A 20,313-nucleotide genomic window follows, 5' to 3' on the forward strand; every position below is an offset into this window, starting at 1 on the left:
TATTGGATTTATAGGATTCTAACCTATCCAGACATTCCATGGAATTTTTGCCAAAATAAGGATTAACGCTATCGTGTAAAAAACAGCTATCATTCTGAATTTTGCTTTAGAGGTTAGTTTCTTTTTATGTTTAGAATACCCTATGGTAATTAATGCTACTGCAATAATCATGGTTAAGGGATGTTCTACAATATTAGAGCGTAAGGTACTATCTTTCATCACGGCACCCATGCCCATCTCGCTAATAATTGATATATAATCAGCTGCAAAATAGAATACAATACCTATAAGTAATTGAATGTGTGATACGATTAAGGTAAATAAAGACATTCTGAAATCTTTAGCCGAATATTCCTTTCCTGCCATGGCTTTTACAAGGGCATTTAAAGTAGCTACAACTAGGATTAAAAGCACGAAATAAGCCCATCCTGAATGCAACATTTTTATAGTATTATACATATTTTAAAGTTTAATAGTTAGTATTACAAATGTAATAAATAAAGCGTACAAAAAAACCGCTTCGGTTTGTGAAGCGGTTTTAGAAATTATCTAATAGTAATTAGAAGTTAAAACGGATACTTGTATTCCAAGTTCTTCCGTAACCAAAACGACCATTATTACTTGTGTTTACACCTTTATAATTTTCTTCAGGATTAGCAGAAGCTTGTGTATTTCCATTAACAGCCTCTAAATAAACTTCATCAAAAACGTTGTTTACGTTCAAGCGGAATTGAATAGATTTCTGATTGTTTTTACCTACTAACATTTTATATGAAAAACCAGCATCAACTGTATCATAAGAAGGTAATGAAAGTGGAGCTAATTCTAATGAACCTGAAGAGAATATATCATTATTCCAATTCCAAGCAGCATCAAAACTTGTTCTAGGTAAGAACTCATAACTACCATTAATACCAGCAGTAACTTGAGCAGCCTCACCAACACTGAAACCATCAATCACGATTTCTTCGTCATCACCAATTTGAGTACCATCTTGATTAAATGTTCTTTGAGTAGCATTGTCTTTAAACTGCCATTCACCTAAAGATAAGAATCCATTTAATCTTAAATTATCAAGTGGACGTGTCATTACTTCAAGTTCAACACCGTAGTGTACTTGTTTTACACCTAGTGTTTGGAAACTTAAGAAATCAACACCATCCCTACCATTACTTCTATACTTAACCACATTATCCCAAGTAGTATGGTACGCATTTAAATTAGCAGAAATACGACGACCACCATTAAATTGGTATCCAACTTCGAAACCAGTAATTTCTTCATTTTCCGCTTCTGGTGATAATAACTCATTACTACTTCTATCGTTTTGGTATAGAGTATCATGGAATGGTTGACGTGAGTAATAACCAACATTAGCAAATACTTTATGCATTGAGCTAATTTCATAAGCCGCACCAGCTTTTAGGTTAAAACCTAAATTATTCACTTTTTCAGAATCTTCAGAAACACCTTCAAGTTCGGCATTTAAAAACTCTGTTCTTACGTGAGACTGGTTAGATACTGCACCTTGAAAAAAGGCTGAAAAATTATCTTTAACATATTCTAATTGTCCAAAAACACCTGCATAATTAATTTTTTCTTCGTAATCATAACCAAAACGTTGTGTGTGATCTGTGTTTGGATTAAAGAACACTTCCCATGGGTTAATTCCACCAGCTTCCGTTAATTGATAATCTCCACCATTATAGGCACTATTAGCACTTACTGAATTTATGTTAGGATTTACAAATTCTCTAATATCTCTAAAGTGAAAACCATTATACAAACGGACATCAGCACCAATGTTTAAATTTAAGTTTTCTGTTAACTGATTGTTATAGCTTGTCACTAAACCAGCCCAGTTGTGGTTATTATTTGAACCTCTTACATACAAAAACTCATCTGTATTTCTGTCCGTAATTGCTTGTGCAAAACTACCACGACCCATAGAACCGTAAAGCACCGTTGATAAAGATGATTTATCATTTATTGTCCAATCCCAGTTTAAGTTAGCAACTGGTTTGTGGTAAATATTACGACCTCCTGGATATGCACCACCATGTAATGTATTTGGGCTATCCACACCGTCAAAATTCCATGAATTATAACGTCTACCTCTATCGCTTTCTAAAAATTCGCTAATACGCGCTCCTCCTGCTGCTGCATGCCATTGTGGCGCGCCAGTTAATAAGAAGTTTAAAGAGTGATTTTCGCCAGCTTGGTAACCAACAGATAAAAAGTATGTTTGACCTTGACCTTGGGTATAATCTACATAACCATCACCTTGCCAGTGACCTAATAATCCAGAAAAAGACCAGCCCTTATCACTCACACCTGTTGAGAAATAGGCAGTAGATTTGATGTAGTTATCATTTCCTACCATCTGCTCTACAAAACCACCTTCTTTTTTATCAATAGTTTTAGTAACAATGTTTACCGTACCACCAACAGATGAGATAGCTAATTTTGATGCTCCTAAACCACGTTGTACTTGAATAGCATTGGCAACTTCCGTTACACCCTGCCAGTTAGACCAATACATCTTACCATCTTCCATACCATTAATTGGTTGACCATTTAATAAGAAAGCCGTGTTTGTTTGGTCGAAACCACGTAAAAACATTTGACTCTCACCAAATCCACCATTTTGAACAACCTGAATAGAAGGTGTTGTTTTTAATAATGCAGGTAAATCAAAATTACCCGCCTTTTGTTGAATTTCTGAAGCCTTTATAGTAGAAACAGCAATTGGTGTTGTTCTATCCTCGGCTAAATCAATAACACCAGATCCTACAATAACAACTTCCTCTAACGTATTATCACTAGTTAAAACAATATTACCTAAATCTTGATTTCCTGTTACTGTTACAGTTTTGGTTCCGTAACCTACAAAAGAAATTACCAATGTTGCATTTGTCGTGCTAGTAGTAATTGTAAATTCTCCATCAAAATTAGAAGACACACCGTTGGTAGTACCTTTTTCAATGATGTTGGCACCAGGTAGTGGCGCGTTCATTTCGGCATCCATGATTGTACCTGATACAGTACTTTGAGCCATTGTCATACCAGTAAACAAAATCGCTACTGCTAAAAATAATAATCTTGTAATTTTTTTCATTGTATTAAAAAGATTGGTTTTTAAATTTTCGGCAAAATTAACCCTTTAAAGCATATTAACATGAATTTAAGGTTAAGTTTTTACGCTTAGCTGAAGATAACACTTAATACACGTTAATAATATGATAAAAAATAAAGCTATTAACAGTCTTTTCAACAAAAAAAACTATTTTTTCAGATAATACTTCAATATTTTGGCAGAGGAGGCATCATGATTGGCAAAAGTGTTATTTTTTATGTCCTGTAAAATATTTGTAGCTAATTGCTTGCCGAACTCCACGCCAAACTGATCATAACTATAAATATTCCAAACAATGCCTTGAACAAATATTTTATGTTCGTAAAGACCAATAAGCTTCCCTAAACTCTCTGGTGTCAGCTTTTTTATGAAGATGGTATTCGTAGGATTATTCCCTTTAAATACTTTAAATGGAACCAAAGATTGTATATTTCCTAAAGATTTGCCTTGCTTTTCATATTCCGCAAGAACATCTGCTGCCGTTTTCCCTTTCATTAATGCTTCTGTTTGAGCTATGAAATTGGAAATCAATTTATCCTGATGATCTTTATTCTCATGAAGGGATTCCGCAAAGCCAATAAAATCGGCTGGAATTAGTTTGGTGCCTTGATGAATTAATTGAAAAAAGGCGTGTTGCGAGTTCGTTCCTGGTTCTCCCCAGATTATCGTTCCTGTCTGGTAATTTAAAGGCTGTCCATTTCTATCAACAGATTTCCCATTACTTTCCATAACAGCTTGCTGCAAATAGGTAGCAAACTGATTTAGATATTGTGTATAGGGAATAACAGCCTCACTTTCGGCATTAAAAAAATTGTTGTACCATATACTTATTAATGCTAAAACAATTGGAATATTTTCCTTAAAAGGTGCGGTTTTAAAATGATCATCCATTTTATGTGCGCCTTGTAATAGCTTATCAAAATTATCAAAACCTACTGATAAACTTATTGATAATCCCACGGCGCTCCACAACGAAAACCGGCCACCAACCCAATCCCACATCGGAAAAATATTATCAGGGCGAATGCCAAACTCTTGAACACCTTTACCATTTGCAGAAACAGCAACAAAGTGTTTTGCTATGGAATGTTCTGGAGCGTACTTTAAAAACCATTCCCGAATAGTGTTAGCATTAGAAAGCGTTTCTTGTGTTGTAAAGCTTTTAGAAACAATAACGAAAAGCGTGGTTTCTGGGTTCAGCTTTTGAATCATTTCATTAACATGATCGCCATCTACATTACTAACAAAATGCGTCGTTAATTGGTTTTTGTAGAACTGTAAAGCTTCAACAACCATAGCAGGCCCCAAATCTGAACCGCCAATACCAATGTTTACCACATCCGTAAAGGGCCTACCCGTAAACCCCGTAACTTCACCATTTATTACTTGATTAGTAAACGATTGTATTTGCTTCTTAGCTTGATATATTTGAGGAATAATATTAACACCATTTACTAAAACGGTTGCATTTTCTGGCGCTCTTAAAGCAGTGTGCAAAACAGCACGATCTTCCGTTTCATTAATGCTTTTACCGGAAAACTGACTTTCAATAGCGTCTTGTAAATGCGTTTCTTTGGCTAGTTTTAGAAGTAAATCTAACGTTTCTTCAGTGATTCTATTTTTTGAAAAATCAACCAAAAAATCATCCCATTCAATTGAAAACGTATCCGCCCGACTATCATCATTAGCAAATAAATCTGTCATTTTCAGGTTTTTCGTTTCTGAAAAATGCTCACGAAGATTTTGCCAAGCCTTGGTAGTTGTTGGATTCGTTTTCGATAATGCCATAAGCTTAATCTAGTTGTGTAATTAAATCTTCTGGTGTAGATTCTAAACCATTAGAATTTTGAACATTTATAGCGTCCAACTGTAATTTTAAGGGTTTAATGAAATCTAAATACCTAGCTTTTAGGCTATCAGAAATTGGTTCTGCTTCTGGTAATTTTTGCTTGAAAGGATCTACTTGTTTTCCATTTTTCCAAAAACGATAACACACGTGAGGACCAGATGTATTTCCAGTCATTCCCACCCAACCAATTATATCTCCTTGTTTTACGTATTGACCAACCTTTACATTTTGGCTTTTCATATGTAAATACTGCGTTTCGTATGCTGAATTATGTCTTATTTTTACATAATTCCCATTCCCTCTTGTGTAAGCAGATTTGGTAACCGTTCCATTAGCCGTGGAACGAATAGGCGTTCCTATATTGGCAGCAAAATCGGTTCCTTTATGAGGTCTGATTTTATTTCCATAGAGCGCAATACGTCTTTTTAAATTATATCGAGATGAAATACGTTTGTATTCCACCGGAGCTTTTAAAAAGGCTCGACGTAAATTTTTAGCTTCTTCATTAAAGTAATCGCGTAATCCTTTTACTGTATCTGTTTCAAATTCAAACGCATAAAATGGTTCACTTTTATGCTCAAAATATGCGGCTTTAATATGGTCAATTCCGGCATAAATAGTATCATCAATATACTTATCCGTATAAATAATCTTGAAGTGATCACCTTTTTGAAGTCTGGTAAAATCAATGGTCCAAGCGTAAATATCAGACATTTTATAGGCTAAAATTAGACTTTTACCACCATCGGAAAGTGTTTGCGACAAATCACTATTAATAACACCAGCAAATTCCTTTTCAACATAGGTTATCGGCTTTCGACTTGTAAAAGCATGAATGGAATCTTTAAAATTTAGCACCACATACTCTTCACGATTAGGCTGATAAATAAAGGAAAGAGCTTGTTGCAACGAGTCTTTAGAACATAAAACTGTGTATGGTTTTCCTAATTGCAATTTTCTAATATCGAAATCATTTTTAGTCTGTTCTGCAATTTCAAAAATTTTAGGATAACCCACTTTGTAACGTTCCATAATAACACCAAAGCTATCTCCTTTGCGAATGGTATCGCGTTTAACAACGTAGTCGTTTAGGTTAAAGCCAAATTCCTTCAGTTCCTCTGGTGGAATAATAGCTGCAAATTCATCTTCATAAACAGGCTCTGGCTTGTTGTCCTTACAGCTAACTAATGTAAACAATAAGGCAAAAAGAATTATACATTCTCTCCCCATTCTGCTAATTCTTTTTCGCTCCATAATTCTGGAAAAAATATTCGTCTTTGATATTTTGGATGCATATATTTTACCCATTCGCTTCCTCCTGTTGCTTCTGTAGTTTTACCACCAATGTTTAAATAATGATTGGCGGTATTGTAATGTGCCATAACCCATTTAATATTAACGGTATGGTCATAATGACGCATGGCATTTACTAAATCTTTATTTGTTCTAACAGCTTCCGGCAATTCTTTAAACTTGGTCCAAAGATTACTAGTGTTGTAGAATTTCGCAAATCTAATAAATTCCTCTTTGTATCGTTCTTCAAAAACTGTTAATAAATAACTTTTTTTACCGGTTTTGTAGTCTTTTCCTGCAGCTTGCCAGTATAAATGCTCAAAAGCATGCTCAAAAGGTGTGTTTCTGTCTATAGTTTCACGAAAACGATTATCTATTAAATTGATTAATTCTGTAGATGAGATTTCAATTTTTCGGTATTGGGCACTTTGAAAACCACTTGCAGGCGTTAAGGTGGTTCTAAACTTATTGTACTGCTCTACGTCCATTCCTTCGCGCATAATTTCAAAGGAAGAGGTTAGCATATCAAAATACCGACTTACACGCATTAATTTTGTTGAAAAGAAATCGGCTGTCAGTTTTTCGGCAGTTGCAACCTGATCAATTTCCCAAAGAATCATTTTAAACAGTAATTCGTTTATTTGATGATACATGATAAATACCATTTCATCTGGTAAAACGGTACGCTGCGTTTGTAAATCTAAAAGTGCATCTGTTTGAATGTAATCCCAATAATTTATAGGCTTACTATATAACAAGCCTTGTAAGTGTACATCTAAATCTTGACCTATATTATCAAACTTTTCTTTTAGTTGGTTGGTTATGTCGGTATTCATGCTACTAATTTTTTACTATAATATTAAAAGGGTGTTTTAAGCCTTTAAAAGCATCCAAATCCGCTCTTAAAGAACCTACAGCCAAATCGGCTTTAATACGTAAAGGTATTCTATTTTTATCATTTGAAACCCATAATGTAAGGCTTTCTTCTTCTTTAAAAACACGACCTGCCATTACATACGGTCTAAATTTCAAGGTGTTTACTTTTCCAAAATTGGTATTAATTATTTCGGTTCCTAGATAGCGCAATTTAAAACCATAATTTTCTTCATCAAAAAACATATTAACCTCCACTTCATCGTTTATTTTCAAGTTTTCAATATCCAGATTATTACGCAAATAATAAAATGTAGATACCATATCTTGAATATTTGGTTTTGTATCAAAGGTCTTTTTTTTATTATGTTTTATGTTATTTACATGAGCCTTATGGTTGTTTTGGTCGAATTCTATTTCAATATTCTTGGTATGACCACCTTCATCAATATCTCTGATAAACTTATAAGGCACATTCAATTTTTTATCAAAATAACTCTCGTACCTATCCTTCACTGCAAAAAACCAACTAACGGCTCCAGTGGTCCAGCCCTTGCCTACTACATGGTAAACGGGTTTGTTTTTATACGTAGATTCGTTAACGGTAAGGGTGGCTTCTCCGGCTTTCATCCATCCGCTATAACTCATTTCAAATCGAAACCATTCACCTGTATCAAAGGCACTTTCTATTTGGGAAAATGCGGTGTTTAAGGAAACAATGGCGATTATAGTTAAAAGTATTTTTTTCATAAGCTTAATTCTAATTGTAAATACAACAATAACGTTGTTTTTCCTTATAGATTACAAATAGTATTCCAAAAATATAATACAAAAAAACTCCATCGATAATTGTGATAGAGTTTTTATAATGTTCATATACGTATTAGGTATTAAAGCGTTCCTCTTAAAGCCTGCTCACGCTCTATAGACTCAAAAAGTGCTTTAAAGTTTCCAGCTCCAAAACCTTTGGCTCCCATACGTTGAATAATTTCAAAGAATAAAGTTGGTCTATCTTCAACTGGTTTGGTGAAAATTTGTAATAAGTAACCTTCTTCATCTGCATCAATCATAATGCCTAATGATTTTAGCTTTTCAATGTCTTCACGTAATTCGTGGCTAAATTCTTCTAAACGTCCAGGTACAGATTTATAATAGGATTCTGGAGGTGTGGATAAAAACTCAACACCGCGAGAACGCAAATCAGAAACCGTTGAAATAATATCATCCGTTGCTACGGCTATGTGCTGAACACCTGGTCCTTCATAAAAATCTAAATACTCTTCAATTTGTGATTTCTTTTTACCTTTTGCAGGTTCATTAATTGGGAATTTTATACGACCATTTCCATTACTCATAACCTTACTCATTAAAGCCGAATACTCCGTGTGGATTTGCTTATCATCAAAGGACAAGAAATTAACAAATCCCATAACGTCTTCATACCATTTTACCCAAGTATTCATTTCACCCCAACCTACGTTGCCAACCATGTGGTCTATAAATTTTAAACCGGTTGCTTTTGGGTTATAGTCGGATTTCCATTCTACATAACCTGGCAGAAACTTCCCGTTGTAATTTTTACGTTCCACAAACATATGTACGGTTTCTCCGTAGGTATAAATTCCAGCACGAACTACTTCACCATGTTCGTCTTTTTCAACGGTTGGTTCCAGATAAGATTTAGCACCACGTTTGGTCGTTTCTTCATAAGCACTTCTGGCATCATCTACCCATAAAGCAACAACTTTTACACCATCACCATGTTTTACAATATGATCGTTAATGGGTGATGAACTTGTTAAAGGCGTGGTTAAAACTAAACGGATTTTATCTTGCTTTAATACGTAACTAACCTTATCTCTAGATCCTGTTTCCAATCCACGATATGCATATGATTGAAAACCGAAGGCTGTTTTATAAAAATGAGCTGCTTGCTTGGCGTTACCAACGTAAAACTCCACATAATCGGTCCCTAATAATGGCAGAAAGTCTTGCGCGTCATCAAATATTTTTTCCAATCCGTATTCTACTGATTTTATCTCTTTTTTACTCATAATTCGGTATTTTTTACTGCGTTAAGCCAGTTAATTGGTAACGCTTGTATTTTATGTTGTTATAACTTTGTTTTACTTCTAATTTATTAATGTTCCAACCATGACTTATAATAATCTTCATCAGCAATTTTCATAGCTTCTTCAGTGACTTGCAATGGCTTGAAGGTATCTACCATAACGGCTAATTCTTCGGTTTCAGTTTTTCCTATACTACGCTCTGCTGCTCCTGGGTGAGGACCATGTGGAATTCCTGCTGGATGCAAGGAAATATGACCTGTATCAATATCATTTCGACTCATAAAATCGCCATCCACATAATACAACACCTCATCACTATCTATATTGCTATGATTGTATGGCGCAGGTACGGCATCTGGATGATAATCATACAGGCGTGGCACAAAACTACATACTACAAAAGCCGCTGTTTCAAATGTTTGATGCACCGGAGGCGGCTGATGAATACGACCTGTTATCGGTTCGAAATCGTGAATTGAAAATGCATATGGATAATTGAAACCATCATAACCTACAACATCAAAAGGGTGTGAGGCATAAACCATTTCAAAAATATCGTCTTGTTTTTTAACTTTTATTAAAAAATCACCTGATTCATTATAAGTTTCAAGCTCTTGAGGCTGTCTTAAATCCCGTTCGCAAAATGGCGAATGCTCTAATAATTGACCAAACCAATTTCTGTAGCGTTTTGGTGTATAGATGGGATGTTTGGACTCCACAATAAAGAGACGATTGTCTTCCGTATCAAAATCTATTTTGTAAATAATACCACGCGGAATGACGAGATAATCTCCGTATTTAAAATCTAGATTACCAAGCATCGTACGCAGTTTTCCTGTCCCTTTGTGAACAAAAATAAGCTCATCCGAATCTGAATTTTTATAAAAATAATCCTTCGTAGATTGTTTTGGTGCTGCTAAAATTATACGACAATCGCTATTGATTAAAACTGTTTTTCTACTGTCCAAAAAATCATTTTCCGGTTTTACTTGAAAACCTCTAAAACGATAAGACTGAATGCTATTTTTTTTGGCTATTTTTGGCGCAACACTATATTGCTTTTTTATTTCTTTTACTTGTGTTGGGCGCTGTTCATGGTAAGAATTTGTGGACATTCCATCAAAACCAACAGTACCAAAAAGTTGTTCGTAATACAGGCTACCATCCGACTTCCTAAATTGGGTATGGCGTTTGGGCGGAATTTTCCCTAATTTATGATAAAAAGGCATGTTTTAATTATTTTTAAATTGGGCGTTAGTTCTTTTGAAATAACACCACATTATAAACTACATAAAGATACTAAAATAAATGTGATTATACCGATAAAGCTCGGATTTGAAAACTTTGCAAACGTGCAGATTATTCTGGATTTCTTTTAATAAGAAACTGAAGATGGGCTAATAAGTCAATCCAAAAATGTGTCATTGTTTTACAAATATCGAAAAAAAATATGACATAATATTAAAATCCAAAAGGTCTTTAAAACCAGAAACCTAAATTAAAAAACCAGATACTTTTTTTCACCTCTGGGGACCATGTGTATTTAGCTTCTATAGGTCCAATAAATGTTTGCATAGAATAACCAATGGCATAACCCGTATAGTTTGGCGTTGTAAACCATTCACCTGAATCGAAAATATTATCAGCAACATTTGCAAAATTTGCTGCTCCAATAATATGATGGTTTTTAAACAACTCATAGTCTATAGTGAGCGCTGCTTTTACAAAGCTATTTCCGGGGATAGACAAATAATCATACCCATAAAACGAGGTGAAATTATTTATGAAATTATTCCCATAACCTCCAAGAACAAAATCTAAATATGGCGAGGTATCCTCTCCTATTTTAAAGCCACCTTGTGTGGTTATGTTTCCGGAAAATTTACCGAAACTTTTAGCATACCCCATAGTAGCCTTACCTATAGAAAATTCTGAAAAGCTATTGTTGAAATCTGACGAGTATAAATACAAATGAAAGTCTCCATCAAAGAGAAAGCCTTCATTTGGAAAGTATTTATTGTCATAAGTATCTAGCTTCAATTTCCCGTAAACACTTAAATAATCACTATTATCAAACGTTGTTTCCTCTTTGTTACTTAAGGTTAAAATAGTTTCTGTAGTAAGTTTAAACCGTTTGTGTTCTGCTCCTAAAGTTAGTGCAAAATCATTACCCAATAAAGTCTGCGCATAAAACTGATTGGTAAAGTCATCTATTTCAACATCTAATTTATTAACATTTATACCCATCAAATCTTCATCGGACAGTAAGGATGTAGCTGGAACATTCTTTTTAAATTGGTTGTAGCGTGATGTAATTCCAATACTCCAATAAAAACCTTTGTCTATATAATATTCAAAATTATACCGAATATTATCGCCCAATACAAAGTCTAAAGAAGCAACATCATCATTAAGTAATAAGCGTTTTCTGGTTAAATTTAGTAAGACACCTGTTTTATAAAGATCGTCATAATGCAAGCCTACCTTGAAAAATGTTCGTGTTTGGGTTTCTAATACGGATACATCTAAATCATATTCTTGCTCGTTTTCCGTAGGATGCAATTGGTAAACAACAGAAGCAAAATTATTGGTTGCTGCCAAATTATTAACACCCTCTACAAAAGTGGTATACTCAATTTTCTTTTCTGGTTTAATTTTCAATTTACCAATAACGTAGGCGCGCGAGTATTTTTCATTCCCAGAAATATTAATGGTATTCACCCGAATACTATCAATAACCTTAATAACAGTAGCTTTCTTGGGTTTGACTACCTGCTGATTAACTATTTTATTTAGATCGGCAATTTTCTTTTTTGTGGCTAGCTCACCATTTTCAATAATTTTACTGCCATCACTAAATGATATAACGGTATAGTCCGTAATATCCGGTTTAATATAAATATCCGTTTTTTTAGATTTCAACTTCATATCGTTAATGGTCCGATAATTATTAATTTGAAGTATAATATCTGGAGCAGAGCGCAATTCTTCGCGCGTTGCTAAATCATCCTGAACATCCACACCAATAATAATATCCATGCCTTTAGCTTTTAACTCATCAATGGGATAATTATTTACCACACCACCATCTATTAATATTTGGTCGTCTATAATTACCGGTTGAAATAAAGATGGAAAAGCTCCACTGGCCACAATGGATTGCGCTAAACTTCCTTTATCTAAAACTACGGCTTGTCCTGTTTCTACATTGGTTGCAATACAGAAAAATGGTATTGGCAATTTACTGAAGTCTTCTACATCACTTACATGCAAGGTTAGTTTTGATAGTAAACTTAATGTATTTTGACCTCTAGATAAGGCAGATGGTAATTTTAATTTAAATTTATCAAAAGGTAAAGTAAGGGCGTATTTTTCAGAATTATCACGCTCATAAAATGTTTTAGCGGCTCGCGGCAAATTATCATTAATAATCTTATCAAAATCCACATCCCGGAAAATTGTATCTATTTGCTTTCCTGAATACCCAGCGGCATATAAGGATCCAATAATAGCTCCCATACTAGTTCCTGCCACATAATCTATACGAATCCCTAAACTATCTATCACTTTTAAAACACCAATATGTGCCAAGCCTTTGGCTCCACCACCACTTAAAACCAAACCGACTTTAGGGTCTACCGTGGAATCCTGATTTTGTGAAAAACCGGTTATGAAGATGAAAAAACAAAAGACTATTAATGTATACTTCATAAGTTGTGATAATAATTATAAATTTTGCTGGCACGTGCCACACCAACCAAAGCTTCCAATTCTTGTTTTGTTGCTTCTGAAACCCGTTTAACTGATTTAAAATGTTTTAATAAATCTACAATTGTTTTTTCGCCAATACCCGGAATCGTTTCTAACTCGGTATTTAACGCTGTTTTACTCCGTTTATTTCTGTGATGTTCAATTCCAAAACGGTGTGCTTCATTTCGTAATTGCTGAATAATTTTCAGGGTTTCACTTTTTTTATCTAAATATAAGGGAATTGGGTCATCCGGATAGAATAATTCTTCCAAACGCTTCGCAATTCCGATTATCGCAATTTTTCCTCGTAAATTTAAAGCATCCAAACTTTTTAAAGCAGATGATAATTGCCCCTTACCTCCATCAATTATAATAAGCTGTGGCAAGGATTGATCTTCATCTAGCAGACGTTTGTAGCGCCTAAAAACCACTTCTTCCATAGATGCGAAATCATCTGGACCTTCAACGGTTTTAATATTAAAATGTCTGTAATCCTTTTTGCTAGGTTTTCCATTTTTAAAAACCACACAAGCGGCAACAGGATGCGTTCCTTGAATATTGGAGTTGTCAAAACATTCGATATGCCTAGGTTCTTCAGTTAAGCGTAAATCAGATTTCATTTGCGCCATAATACGATTTACATGTCTATCAGGATCGGTTATTTTTACTTGCTTAAAGCGTTCCATGCGGTAATATTTCGCATTCCGAAGCGATAAATCTAATATATGCTTTTTATCGCCTAATTTAGGAATAGTTATTTTTAATTCTTCACCTAAATCAACGTTAAATGGCACGTAAAGTTCTTTGGAATTGGAATTAAAACGTTGACGAATTTCGGTAATTGCCAATTCTAACAACTCCTTATCAGTTTCATCCAATTTCTTCTTAATTTCTAATGTATGCGAGCGAATAATGGAACCATAAGAAATCTGCAAAAAATTAATATAACCATAACCTTCATCACTCATAATTGAAAAGACATCCACATTGCTAATTTTTGGGTTTACAATGGTGGATTTGGCTTGGTAATTTTCAAGCACATTTATTTTCTCTTTAATTATTTGGGCCTCTTCAAATTGCATGTTGGCCGCCAATTCCTTCATTTGACTTTTAAATTGCACCAGAGAGGTTTTAAAATTTCCTTTCAGAATTTCCTTTATGGACGCAATATTATCTTGATATGAGGCTTCCGTTTGAAGGCCTTCACAGGGCCCTTTACAATTTCCTAAATGGTATTCTAAACAGACTTTATATTTTCCGGCGCTTATTTTTTCAGGTGATAAATCGTAAGTACAGGTTCGTAATAAAAACAATCCACGAATTAAATCCAATAAGGTTGAAACCGTTTTCATACTGGTATATGGCCCAAAATATTCCGAACCATCTTTAATAACCCGTCTGGTAGAAAATACACGTGGAAAACGTTCGTTTTTGATACAAATCCAAGGATACGATTTATCATCTTTCAGCAATACATTATAACGTGGCCGGTACTTTTTTATCAGATTGTTTTCCAACAATAAGGCATCCGTTTCGGTATTAACAACTATATGCTTAATACTCGCAATTTTTTTTACCAAAACGCGTGTTTTACCACTATCATGCGTTTTGGTAAAATATGAACTCACGCGTTTTTTTAAATTCTTTGCTTTACCTACATATAAAATCTTACCTTCGCTATCATAATATTGATAAACACCAGGCTCATTTGGTAAGGTTTTTAATTGTATTTCTAAAGCAGTTTTAGGCATATCTTCAAAGGTACTTATTTCTATATTTTTTAAGTTATATTCGATTAATAAAAACCTAATAATTTTTAAATATAAAATGTATTGAAAAAATGACCATTTCACTAACTTGTGCCACTTTTTTAAAAAATTGAAACATGACAAAACAACTCATAGGAAGGGTTGATAAAATAGACTTTCCATTACTTAATTTATTTGAAATTGATGCTAAAATAGATACAGGTGCATACACATCTGCTATTCATTGTTCTAAAATAGTTGAGGAAAATAACACCTTGCGTTGTAAATTTTACAGCAAGGGCCATCCAAACTTTAGTGGTAAGGAAGTGGTATTTACAGAGTACACCCAAACGGATGTAAAAAGTAGTAATGGGTATAAGGAAAATAGATTCAAAATTAAATCTGAAGTCATATTCTTTGGAAAAACATATAAGATTAACTTAACTTTAAGCACGCGAGATGATATGCGATTTCCCGTATTAATTGGCAGACAATTTTTAGCTAAAAAATTTCTGGTGGACGTGGACTTGCAAAATCTATCATTTAATAAAAAACAATCATGAACATAGTTATCCTATCTAGGAACCCACATTTATATTCAACACAACGTTTGGTTGAGGAAGCAAAAAAACGCGATCATCGCGTTGAAGTTATCGACCCATTAAAGTGCGATATCATTATAGAAAAAGAAAAACCAACCATATATTATAAAGACCGTTATCTGGATTATGTGGATGCTATTATTCCAAGAATTGGTGCGTCTATTACCTTTTATGGTTGTGCCGTTGTAAGACAATTTGAAATGATGGGCGCATTCTCTATCGTTTCGTCTGGTTCTATTTTACGTTCTCGCGACAAGCTAAAAAGTCTACAACTTTTAAGTAAAGCTGGAATTGGCATGCCAAAAACTGTTTTTACAAACTACTCACGTGATGCCAAAGAAGTGCTTGCTCATGTTGGTGGTGCGCCAGTAATTATAAAGTTATTAGAAGGAACACAAGGTTTGGGTGTGGTTTTAGCTGAAACTAAAAATGCAGCCGAATCTGTGTTAGAAGCATTCAATGGCTTGGAGGCGCGCGTTATTGTTCAAGAATTTATAAAAGAAGCCAAAGGTGCTGATTTACGTGCATTGGTCGTAGATGGCCAAGTAGTTGGCGCCATGAAACGACAAGGTAAAGAAGGCGAGTTTCGTTCTAATTTACACAGAGGTGGTTCAGCCAATATTATCAAATTAAGCGAAGACGAATTGCGTTTAGCTATGGAATCTGCTCGTGCTTTAAAATTACCGGTTTGTGGTGTGGATATGCTACAATCATCTAGAGGCCCTTTATTATTGGAAGTAAACTCGACGCCAGGATTGGAAGGTATTGAAGATGCAACGGGAAAGAACATTGCCAAAGCGATTATTTCGTTTATTGAGCGAAACAAAAAATAAATATGTCGCAAAAAATCATAACCATTTTGGGTGAAAACATTGAGCCAGGCAAAAGCTACGAGCTTAATTTTGATGTGGCTAAACTACACACAGCATCCTCTATTGATGTTCCTATAATTATTGAGCGTGCTAAAAAAACAGGGCCAACCGTTCTACTTACGGCTGGTATTCATGGAGACGAGTTAAATGGTATTGAAATTGTGCGTCAACTCATTGCAAAAGGCATCAATAAACCAAAATGTGGAACAATTATTTGCATACCTATTATTAATATTTTTGGGTTTATAAATTTAAGTCGAGAGTTTCCTGATGGTCGCGATTTAAATCGGGTTTTTCCTGGTTTAAAAAACGGATCTTTAGCCAGTCGGGTTGCTTATAAACTAGTAAATGAAGTGCTTAATCAAGCCGATTATGTCCTTGATTTTCATACGGGAGGCGCTGGTCGTTTTAATGCACCGCAAGTACGTATTGCTAAAAACAGCAACAGACTAGACGCTTTAGCAAAAACCTTTGGAGCACCCTTTGTTTTGTATTCTAAAAACTTAAAAAAATCATTTAGAGAAACGGCTTATAAAGCTGGAATTGCTACCTTATTATTTGAAGGCGGAAAATCACATCACATAGATGTAAATATTACTAATACAGGCGTAAATGGTGCCAAACGGGTTTTACATAGTTTGGGCATGCTGGGTTCTAAATTTAAAGTAACCGAACCCAAACAAAAACCTGTGTTTATTATGGCTAGTAAATGGCAACGCGCCAATTATTCGGGGATGTTTAAAGCTTCGGTTGCTACGGGGACCAAAGTAAAAAAAGATGATATACTTGGAAATATTACCGATCCTTACGGCAAGTTTAATCATTTTGTACGTGCTAATAGTTCGGGATATATAATTAATGTGAACGAATCGCCATTGGTTTATCAAGGTGATGCCTTATTTCATATTACAGCTCGTTTAAAGCAGCATCATGTTAAACAGGTTGAAAATGACGAAGTCTGAATTACGAAAAATCTACAAACAAAAGCGGCAAGCACTTTCATTAGAAACGATTGACGATTTAAGCCTTCAAATTGCAAACAATCTTTTAGAAATGCCAATTTGGGAGCGTTTATACTACCATATATTTCTGTCTATTACCGAACAAAAAGAAATTAACACAGATTATATTATAAGTATTCTTTCGGGAAAAGATAAACATACAATCATTTCAAAAAGTGATTTTCAAACCACTGAATTATCGCATTATTTATTGACCGATGCTACAATTATTAAAAAAAACGCCTATAACATTCCAGAACCTGTTAATGGAATTCCGATAGCTTCCCGTGTTATAGATGTCGTGTTTATTCCGTTATTAGCATTTGATAAACAAGGCCATCGTGTAGGTTACGGAAAAGGTTTTTATGATGGTTTTCTGAAAGATTGCAAACCCGAAACGATTAAAATAGGGCTTTCTTTTTTTGAAGCCGAAAACCAGATTGAAGGCATTTTTGAAAACGATGTGCCACTGGATTTTTGTGTCACACCAACTAAAACCTATCAGTTTTAGCCTTATAACCGTTTATATTCTGTTTTTTCTGTTAGAAATTGAATAGGTTGATTATCACTAATCTTGAATTTAGTTTCCAGTGTTTTTCTGCCTTTTAAGGTTTGAATAAATACAACAAAATGTAAATGGGGTCCTGTAGACCAACCTACATTTCCACTTTCAGCAATAAACTGATTTTTTTCAACAACATCACCTTTCTTAACTTTAGCGCCTTTCTGTTTTATATGTGTATATTCAGCAAAAGTACCATCGTCATGGTAAATAATAACTTTGTTATTAAACTCCTTGCAGTCTTGGGTTGTACAATTTTTACTAAATTTATCTACAACCTCAACAACCAAACCACCACGCGCCGCAAGAATTGGAGTGCCAATTGGCATGGAAAAGTCTAAAGCATTTTCATTAGCATGAGATGATTTACCATTATATCCTTGAGAAAGCATGTAAGCTTCACCTTTATTGAAGGGCAAAACATATGGATACTCTTTTTCATAATCCTTTAAATAATGATCACCATAATTATAGGTGGTACTTCCACTAACACCATATTTACCTTTTTTAATTTGTGTTAAGGTTGTTAGCTTAATGTTTTTTGTATTTGCGGGTAGCAGGAATATTTTATCATTCCCTTCGGAAGATTTTAAATTTTTTAATTTAAAACTAACTTGAATTGAGACGGGAAAGGGTTCATTATTATCAACATAAAATTCATACCCGTTTTCTATATTTTCATAACGGGATGCCACATCTAACTGTGCAAATAAGCCTGCTGGAATAAGACACGTCCAGATGAAGTAACTAACTTTTAATAAATTCATGTTTTAAGTTTTTAAATAGATTTTTTTCTACAGTATCGAATAAACACAATTAAGCAAACGCGCGTTTATTAAACACAATTAGCAACCCAAAACCTGTACTAATTGCCATATCAGCTACATTGAAAACGGGTTCAAAGAATGTGAAATATTCACCACCATAAAAAGGTAACCAATCTGGCAAATAGCCTTTCCATAAAGGAAAATACAACATGTCTACTACTTTACCATGCAAAAGGCTATCATAGCCACCAGAAGCAGGCATAAAGCTGGCTACTTGGCCATAACTATCATCAAATATTACACCGTAAAATACGGAATCGATTATATTACCCATGGCACCAGCAAAAATAAGTGCCACTGCCCAAATTAGTATTTGTGACTGCTGCTTTTTTGTTGCATCATACAACCAGTAGCCAATTCCAAAAATAGCGACTATCCGAAATAACGTTAAAGAAATTTTTGCTGTTCTGTCTGAAATAAAACTGACAAAATCACTAATCTTGGTTCCCCAAGCCATACCATCATTTTCAATGAAATAGATTTTAAACCAGCTAAAAACAGTAATATCTTCACCTAAAACAAAATGGGTTTTGATATATATTTTACTCACTTGATCTATGAGTAATATGAGAATAATAAAAAGAATGGATTTTTTTAAAGACATCATGTTTTCTAGTTCTGAAAAACTAATTTGAAATTGAAGGACAAAAATAGCACTATTATTGGGTTTTTGTTACGCTAATATTTCCGTTTATGGTATGCAATGATATTTGATTTGATCCTAAAGGTGTTTTATCTTGCTTAATACTGCCTTTCTTCGTGTTTAAATCTAAAAGTCCTGAATAGGTTTCCACTTCTATATTGCCATGTAAGGTATCCACTTGCAAATTACCCACATATTTATGGGCTAAAAAATGACCATTTAATAATTCAGACGTTAGAAATTTAAAATTCCCATTAGCAAAAACCGAAGCAATATCACTAGTAATAATGACGGTTAGATTTTCAGGGATTTCCAATGTTAGCTCAATAGATATTTTTTTATGAGCCGCCAGTTTATCATCAGGCTTTACAAATAAGGGTTGGTACGCACTTCCAATAAAAAGGGTTTGATTTTCTTGTCGCGTTTGTAATACAATTTGTTCATTATTTTCCCCTTCAACCTGTAAACCCATTGAAATAACTTGCACTGGTTTTGCAGATATTTTTATTTTAAACATGGTATTACCTGCAATATCAATGGTTGAAATTTTAGAGGCGTCGACAACCCGTTGCATTCCTTTTTGACCAAAGACGGGCGCAGAAAGCAAAATTAAAAGGAGGAATGTGGATAGGATTTTCATAAAACTAAAAACGCTCCAATAGACATTGAAGCGTTTATTTATGTTTAAACACGTAAATTTTATTGTTGCATATTTTTTGCTTCAATACTTAAGGTAGCATGAGGCACCAATTTTAAACGCTCTTTGGCAATTAATTTATTGGTTACACGACACACACCATAGGTTTTATTCTCAATACGAATTAAAGCATTTTTTAAATCGCGAATAAACTTTTCCTGACGAATAGCTAATTGTGCATTCGCTTCCTTGCTCATGGTTTCGCTACCTTCTTCAAACGCTTTAAATGTTGGCGATGTATCATCGGTTCCATTATTTAAATCGTTCATGTAAGCACTTTTTATAAGCTCTAAATCATGTGTTGCTTTTTCTATTTTCTCTTGAATAAGCGTTTTGAATTCAGCTAAATCTTTATCTGAATATCTAACATTGATATCTTCTCCCATAT

18 protein-coding genes are annotated in these 20,313 nt (G+C 34.2%); 4 read left to right on the plus strand and 14 right to left on the minus strand.

The features are described 5' to 3' along the window. Positions 1-18 precede the first annotated feature (18 nt). From GMA17_RS11975 to uvrC, 10 genes are all read right to left on the minus strand, one after another. On the minus strand, positions 19-459 hold the full coding sequence (locus GMA17_RS11975; RefSeq protein ID WP_248396488.1) for a hypothetical protein: 441 nt from the start codon (positions 457-459) through the stop codon (positions 19-21). 100 nt (positions 460-559) lie between these two features. Beyond that, positions 560-3,118: a carboxypeptidase-like regulatory domain-containing protein gene (locus GMA17_RS11980; protein ID WP_248396490.1), complete on the minus strand. Its 2,559-nt coding sequence runs from the start codon at positions 3,116-3,118 to the stop codon at positions 560-562. Positions 3,119-3,283: 165 nt separating this feature from the next. After that, on the minus strand, positions 3,284-4,924 hold the full coding sequence (gene pgi, locus GMA17_RS11985; RefSeq protein ID WP_248396492.1) for a glucose-6-phosphate isomerase: 1,641 nt from the start codon (positions 4,922-4,924) through the stop codon (positions 3,284-3,286). Positions 4,925-4,928: 4 nt separating this feature from the next. Next, positions 4,929-6,239 carry a peptidoglycan DD-metalloendopeptidase family protein gene (locus GMA17_RS11990; RefSeq protein ID WP_248396494.1) on the minus strand — a complete coding sequence of 437 codons (1,311 nt, stop codon included), beginning with the start codon at positions 6,237-6,239 and terminating at the stop codon, positions 4,929-4,931. Beyond that, positions 6,197-7,114: a tryptophan 2,3-dioxygenase family protein gene (locus GMA17_RS11995; protein ID WP_066249443.1), complete on the minus strand. Its 918-nt coding sequence runs from the start codon at positions 7,112-7,114 to the stop codon at positions 6,197-6,199. Before GMA17_RS11995 ends, GMA17_RS11990 begins: the two co-directional genes overlap by 43 nt. A 4-nt stretch (positions 7,115-7,118) precedes the next feature. Next, positions 7,119-7,901 (minus strand): DUF3108 domain-containing protein, encoded by a 783-nt coding sequence (locus GMA17_RS12000; protein WP_248396496.1) that lies wholly within the window; start codon positions 7,899-7,901, stop codon positions 7,119-7,121. Between the two features lie 140 nt (positions 7,902-8,041). After that, positions 8,042-9,205 carry a 4-hydroxyphenylpyruvate dioxygenase gene (hppD, locus tag GMA17_RS12005; protein ID WP_248396498.1) on the minus strand — a complete coding sequence of 388 codons (1,164 nt, stop codon included), beginning with the start codon at positions 9,203-9,205 and terminating at the stop codon, positions 8,042-8,044. An 86-nt stretch (positions 9,206-9,291) separates the two neighbouring features. Continuing rightward, positions 9,292-10,452 (minus strand): homogentisate 1,2-dioxygenase, encoded by a 1,161-nt coding sequence (locus GMA17_RS12010; protein WP_248396500.1) that lies wholly within the window; start codon positions 10,450-10,452, stop codon positions 9,292-9,294. Positions 10,453-10,702: 250 nt separating this feature from the next. Further along, complete coding sequence (locus GMA17_RS12015) at positions 10,703-12,934, minus strand: patatin-like phospholipase family protein (protein ID WP_248396502.1); 2,232 nt, start codon at positions 12,932-12,934, stop codon at positions 10,703-10,705. Then, positions 12,931-14,724, minus strand: a complete 1,794-nt coding sequence (uvrC, locus tag GMA17_RS12020; RefSeq protein ID WP_248396504.1) for an excinuclease ABC subunit UvrC — start codon at positions 14,722-14,724, stop codon at positions 12,931-12,933. The genes GMA17_RS12015 and uvrC overlap by 4 nt, the downstream gene beginning before the upstream one ends. A gap of 134 nt (positions 14,725-14,858) precedes the next feature. On the opposite strand from uvrC, the gene GMA17_RS12025 reads away from it, so the two are divergent. Genes GMA17_RS12025 through GMA17_RS12040 form a run of 4 tightly spaced genes read left to right on the plus strand, consistent with a single transcriptional unit; the run spans position 14,859 to position 17,707 of the window. Continuing rightward, positions 14,859-15,284 (plus strand): RimK/LysX family protein, encoded by a 426-nt coding sequence (locus GMA17_RS12025; protein ID WP_248396506.1) that lies wholly within the window; start codon positions 14,859-14,861, stop codon positions 15,282-15,284. Continuing rightward, positions 15,281-16,156 (plus strand): 30S ribosomal protein S6--L-glutamate ligase, encoded by an 876-nt coding sequence (rimK, locus tag GMA17_RS12030; RefSeq protein WP_066249427.1) that lies wholly within the window; start codon positions 15,281-15,283, stop codon positions 16,154-16,156. The genes GMA17_RS12025 and rimK overlap by 4 nt, the downstream gene beginning before the upstream one ends. 2 nt (positions 16,157-16,158) lie before the next feature. After that, positions 16,159-17,157: a succinylglutamate desuccinylase/aspartoacylase family protein gene (locus tag GMA17_RS12035; RefSeq protein ID WP_248396508.1), complete on the plus strand. Its 999-nt coding sequence runs from the start codon at positions 16,159-16,161 to the stop codon at positions 17,155-17,157. Continuing rightward, positions 17,144-17,707 carry a 5-formyltetrahydrofolate cyclo-ligase gene (locus GMA17_RS12040; RefSeq protein WP_248396510.1) on the plus strand — a complete coding sequence of 188 codons (564 nt, stop codon included), beginning with the start codon at positions 17,144-17,146 and terminating at the stop codon, positions 17,705-17,707. The genes GMA17_RS12035 and GMA17_RS12040 overlap by 14 nt, the downstream gene beginning before the upstream one ends. A 2-nt stretch (positions 17,708-17,709) precedes the next feature. Here GMA17_RS12040 and GMA17_RS12045 read toward each other — a convergent pair whose 3' ends face one another. The 4 genes from GMA17_RS12045 to GMA17_RS12060 all read right to left on the minus strand — a co-directional run bounded on the left by GMA17_RS12045 (position 17,710) and on the right by GMA17_RS12060 (position 20,311). After that, a complete protein-coding gene (locus GMA17_RS12045; RefSeq protein ID WP_248396512.1) occupies positions 17,710-18,525 on the minus strand; it encodes a M23 family metallopeptidase in 816 nt (271 codons plus the stop codon). Positions 18,526-18,574: 49 nt separating this feature from the next. Then, positions 18,575-19,189 carry a lipoprotein signal peptidase gene (locus GMA17_RS12050; RefSeq protein ID WP_248400665.1) on the minus strand — a complete coding sequence of 205 codons (615 nt, stop codon included), beginning with the start codon at positions 19,187-19,189 and terminating at the stop codon, positions 18,575-18,577. Between the two features lie 55 nt (positions 19,190-19,244). Next, the gene (locus GMA17_RS12055) at positions 19,245-19,802 is read right to left on the minus strand and encodes a hypothetical protein (RefSeq protein WP_248396514.1); all 558 of its coding nucleotides are present in this window, start codon (positions 19,800-19,802) and stop codon (positions 19,245-19,247) included. A gap of 125 nt (positions 19,803-19,927) precedes the next feature. Beyond that, a complete protein-coding gene (locus GMA17_RS12060) occupies positions 19,928-20,311 on the minus strand; it encodes a TraR/DksA C4-type zinc finger protein (protein ID WP_248396516.1) in 384 nt (127 codons plus the stop codon). Positions 20,312-20,313: the final 2 nt, after the last annotated feature.

It is taken from the genome of Bizionia sp. M204 (assembly GCF_023205095.1).
Taxonomy (GTDB): Bacteria; Bacteroidota; Bacteroidia; order Flavobacteriales; family Flavobacteriaceae; genus Algorimicrobium; species Algorimicrobium hallyeonense.

Bases quoted from the DNA above. Each gene is read 5' to 3' on its own strand.
- GMA17_RS12055 (WP_248396514.1), bottom strand. From the start codon at position 19,802: ATGCAACGGGTTGTCGACGCCTCTAAAATTTCAACCATTGATATTGCA.
- GMA17_RS12050 (WP_248400665.1), bottom strand. From the start codon at position 19,189: ATGTCTTTAAAAAAATCCATTCTTTTTATTATTCTCATATTACTCATA.
- GMA17_RS11975 (WP_248396488.1), bottom strand. From the start codon at position 459: ATGTATAATACTATAAAAATGTTGCATTCAGGATGGGCTTATTTCGTG.
- GMA17_RS11980 (WP_248396490.1), bottom strand. From the start codon at position 3,118: ATGAAAAAAATTACAAGATTATTATTTTTAGCAGTAGCGATTTTGTTT.
- GMA17_RS12010 (WP_248396500.1), bottom strand. From the start codon at position 10,452: ATGCCTTTTTATCATAAATTAGGGAAAATTCCGCCCAAACGCCATACC.
- rimK (WP_066249427.1), top strand. From the start codon at position 15,281: ATGAACATAGTTATCCTATCTAGGAACCCACATTTATATTCAACACAA.
- GMA17_RS12040 (WP_248396510.1), top strand. From the start codon at position 17,144: ATGACGAAGTCTGAATTACGAAAAATCTACAAACAAAAGCGGCAAGCA.
- hppD (WP_248396498.1), bottom strand. From the start codon at position 9,205: ATGAGTAAAAAAGAGATAAAATCAGTAGAATACGGATTGGAAAAAATA.
- GMA17_RS11990 (WP_248396494.1), bottom strand. From the start codon at position 6,239: ATGGAGCGAAAAAGAATTAGCAGAATGGGGAGAGAATGTATAATTCTT.
- GMA17_RS12015 (WP_248396502.1), bottom strand. From the start codon at position 12,934: ATGAAGTATACATTAATAGTCTTTTGTTTTTTCATCTTCATAACCGGT.
- GMA17_RS12060 (WP_248396516.1), bottom strand. From the start codon at position 20,311: ATGGGAGAAGATATCAATGTTAGATATTCAGATAAAGATTTAGCTGAA.
- GMA17_RS12000 (WP_248396496.1), bottom strand. From the start codon at position 7,901: ATGAAAAAAATACTTTTAACTATAATCGCCATTGTTTCCTTAAACACC.
- uvrC (WP_248396504.1), bottom strand. From the start codon at position 14,724: ATGCCTAAAACTGCTTTAGAAATACAATTAAAAACCTTACCAAATGAG.
- GMA17_RS12045 (WP_248396512.1), bottom strand. From the start codon at position 18,525: ATGAATTTATTAAAAGTTAGTTACTTCATCTGGACGTGTCTTATTCCA.
- pgi (WP_248396492.1), bottom strand. From the start codon at position 4,924: ATGGCATTATCGAAAACGAATCCAACAACTACCAAGGCTTGGCAAAAT.
- GMA17_RS11995 (WP_066249443.1), bottom strand. From the start codon at position 7,114: ATGAATACCGACATAACCAACCAACTAAAAGAAAAGTTTGATAATATA.
- GMA17_RS12025 (WP_248396506.1), top strand. From the start codon at position 14,859: ATGACAAAACAACTCATAGGAAGGGTTGATAAAATAGACTTTCCATTA.
- GMA17_RS12035 (WP_248396508.1), top strand. From the start codon at position 16,159: ATGTCGCAAAAAATCATAACCATTTTGGGTGAAAACATTGAGCCAGGC.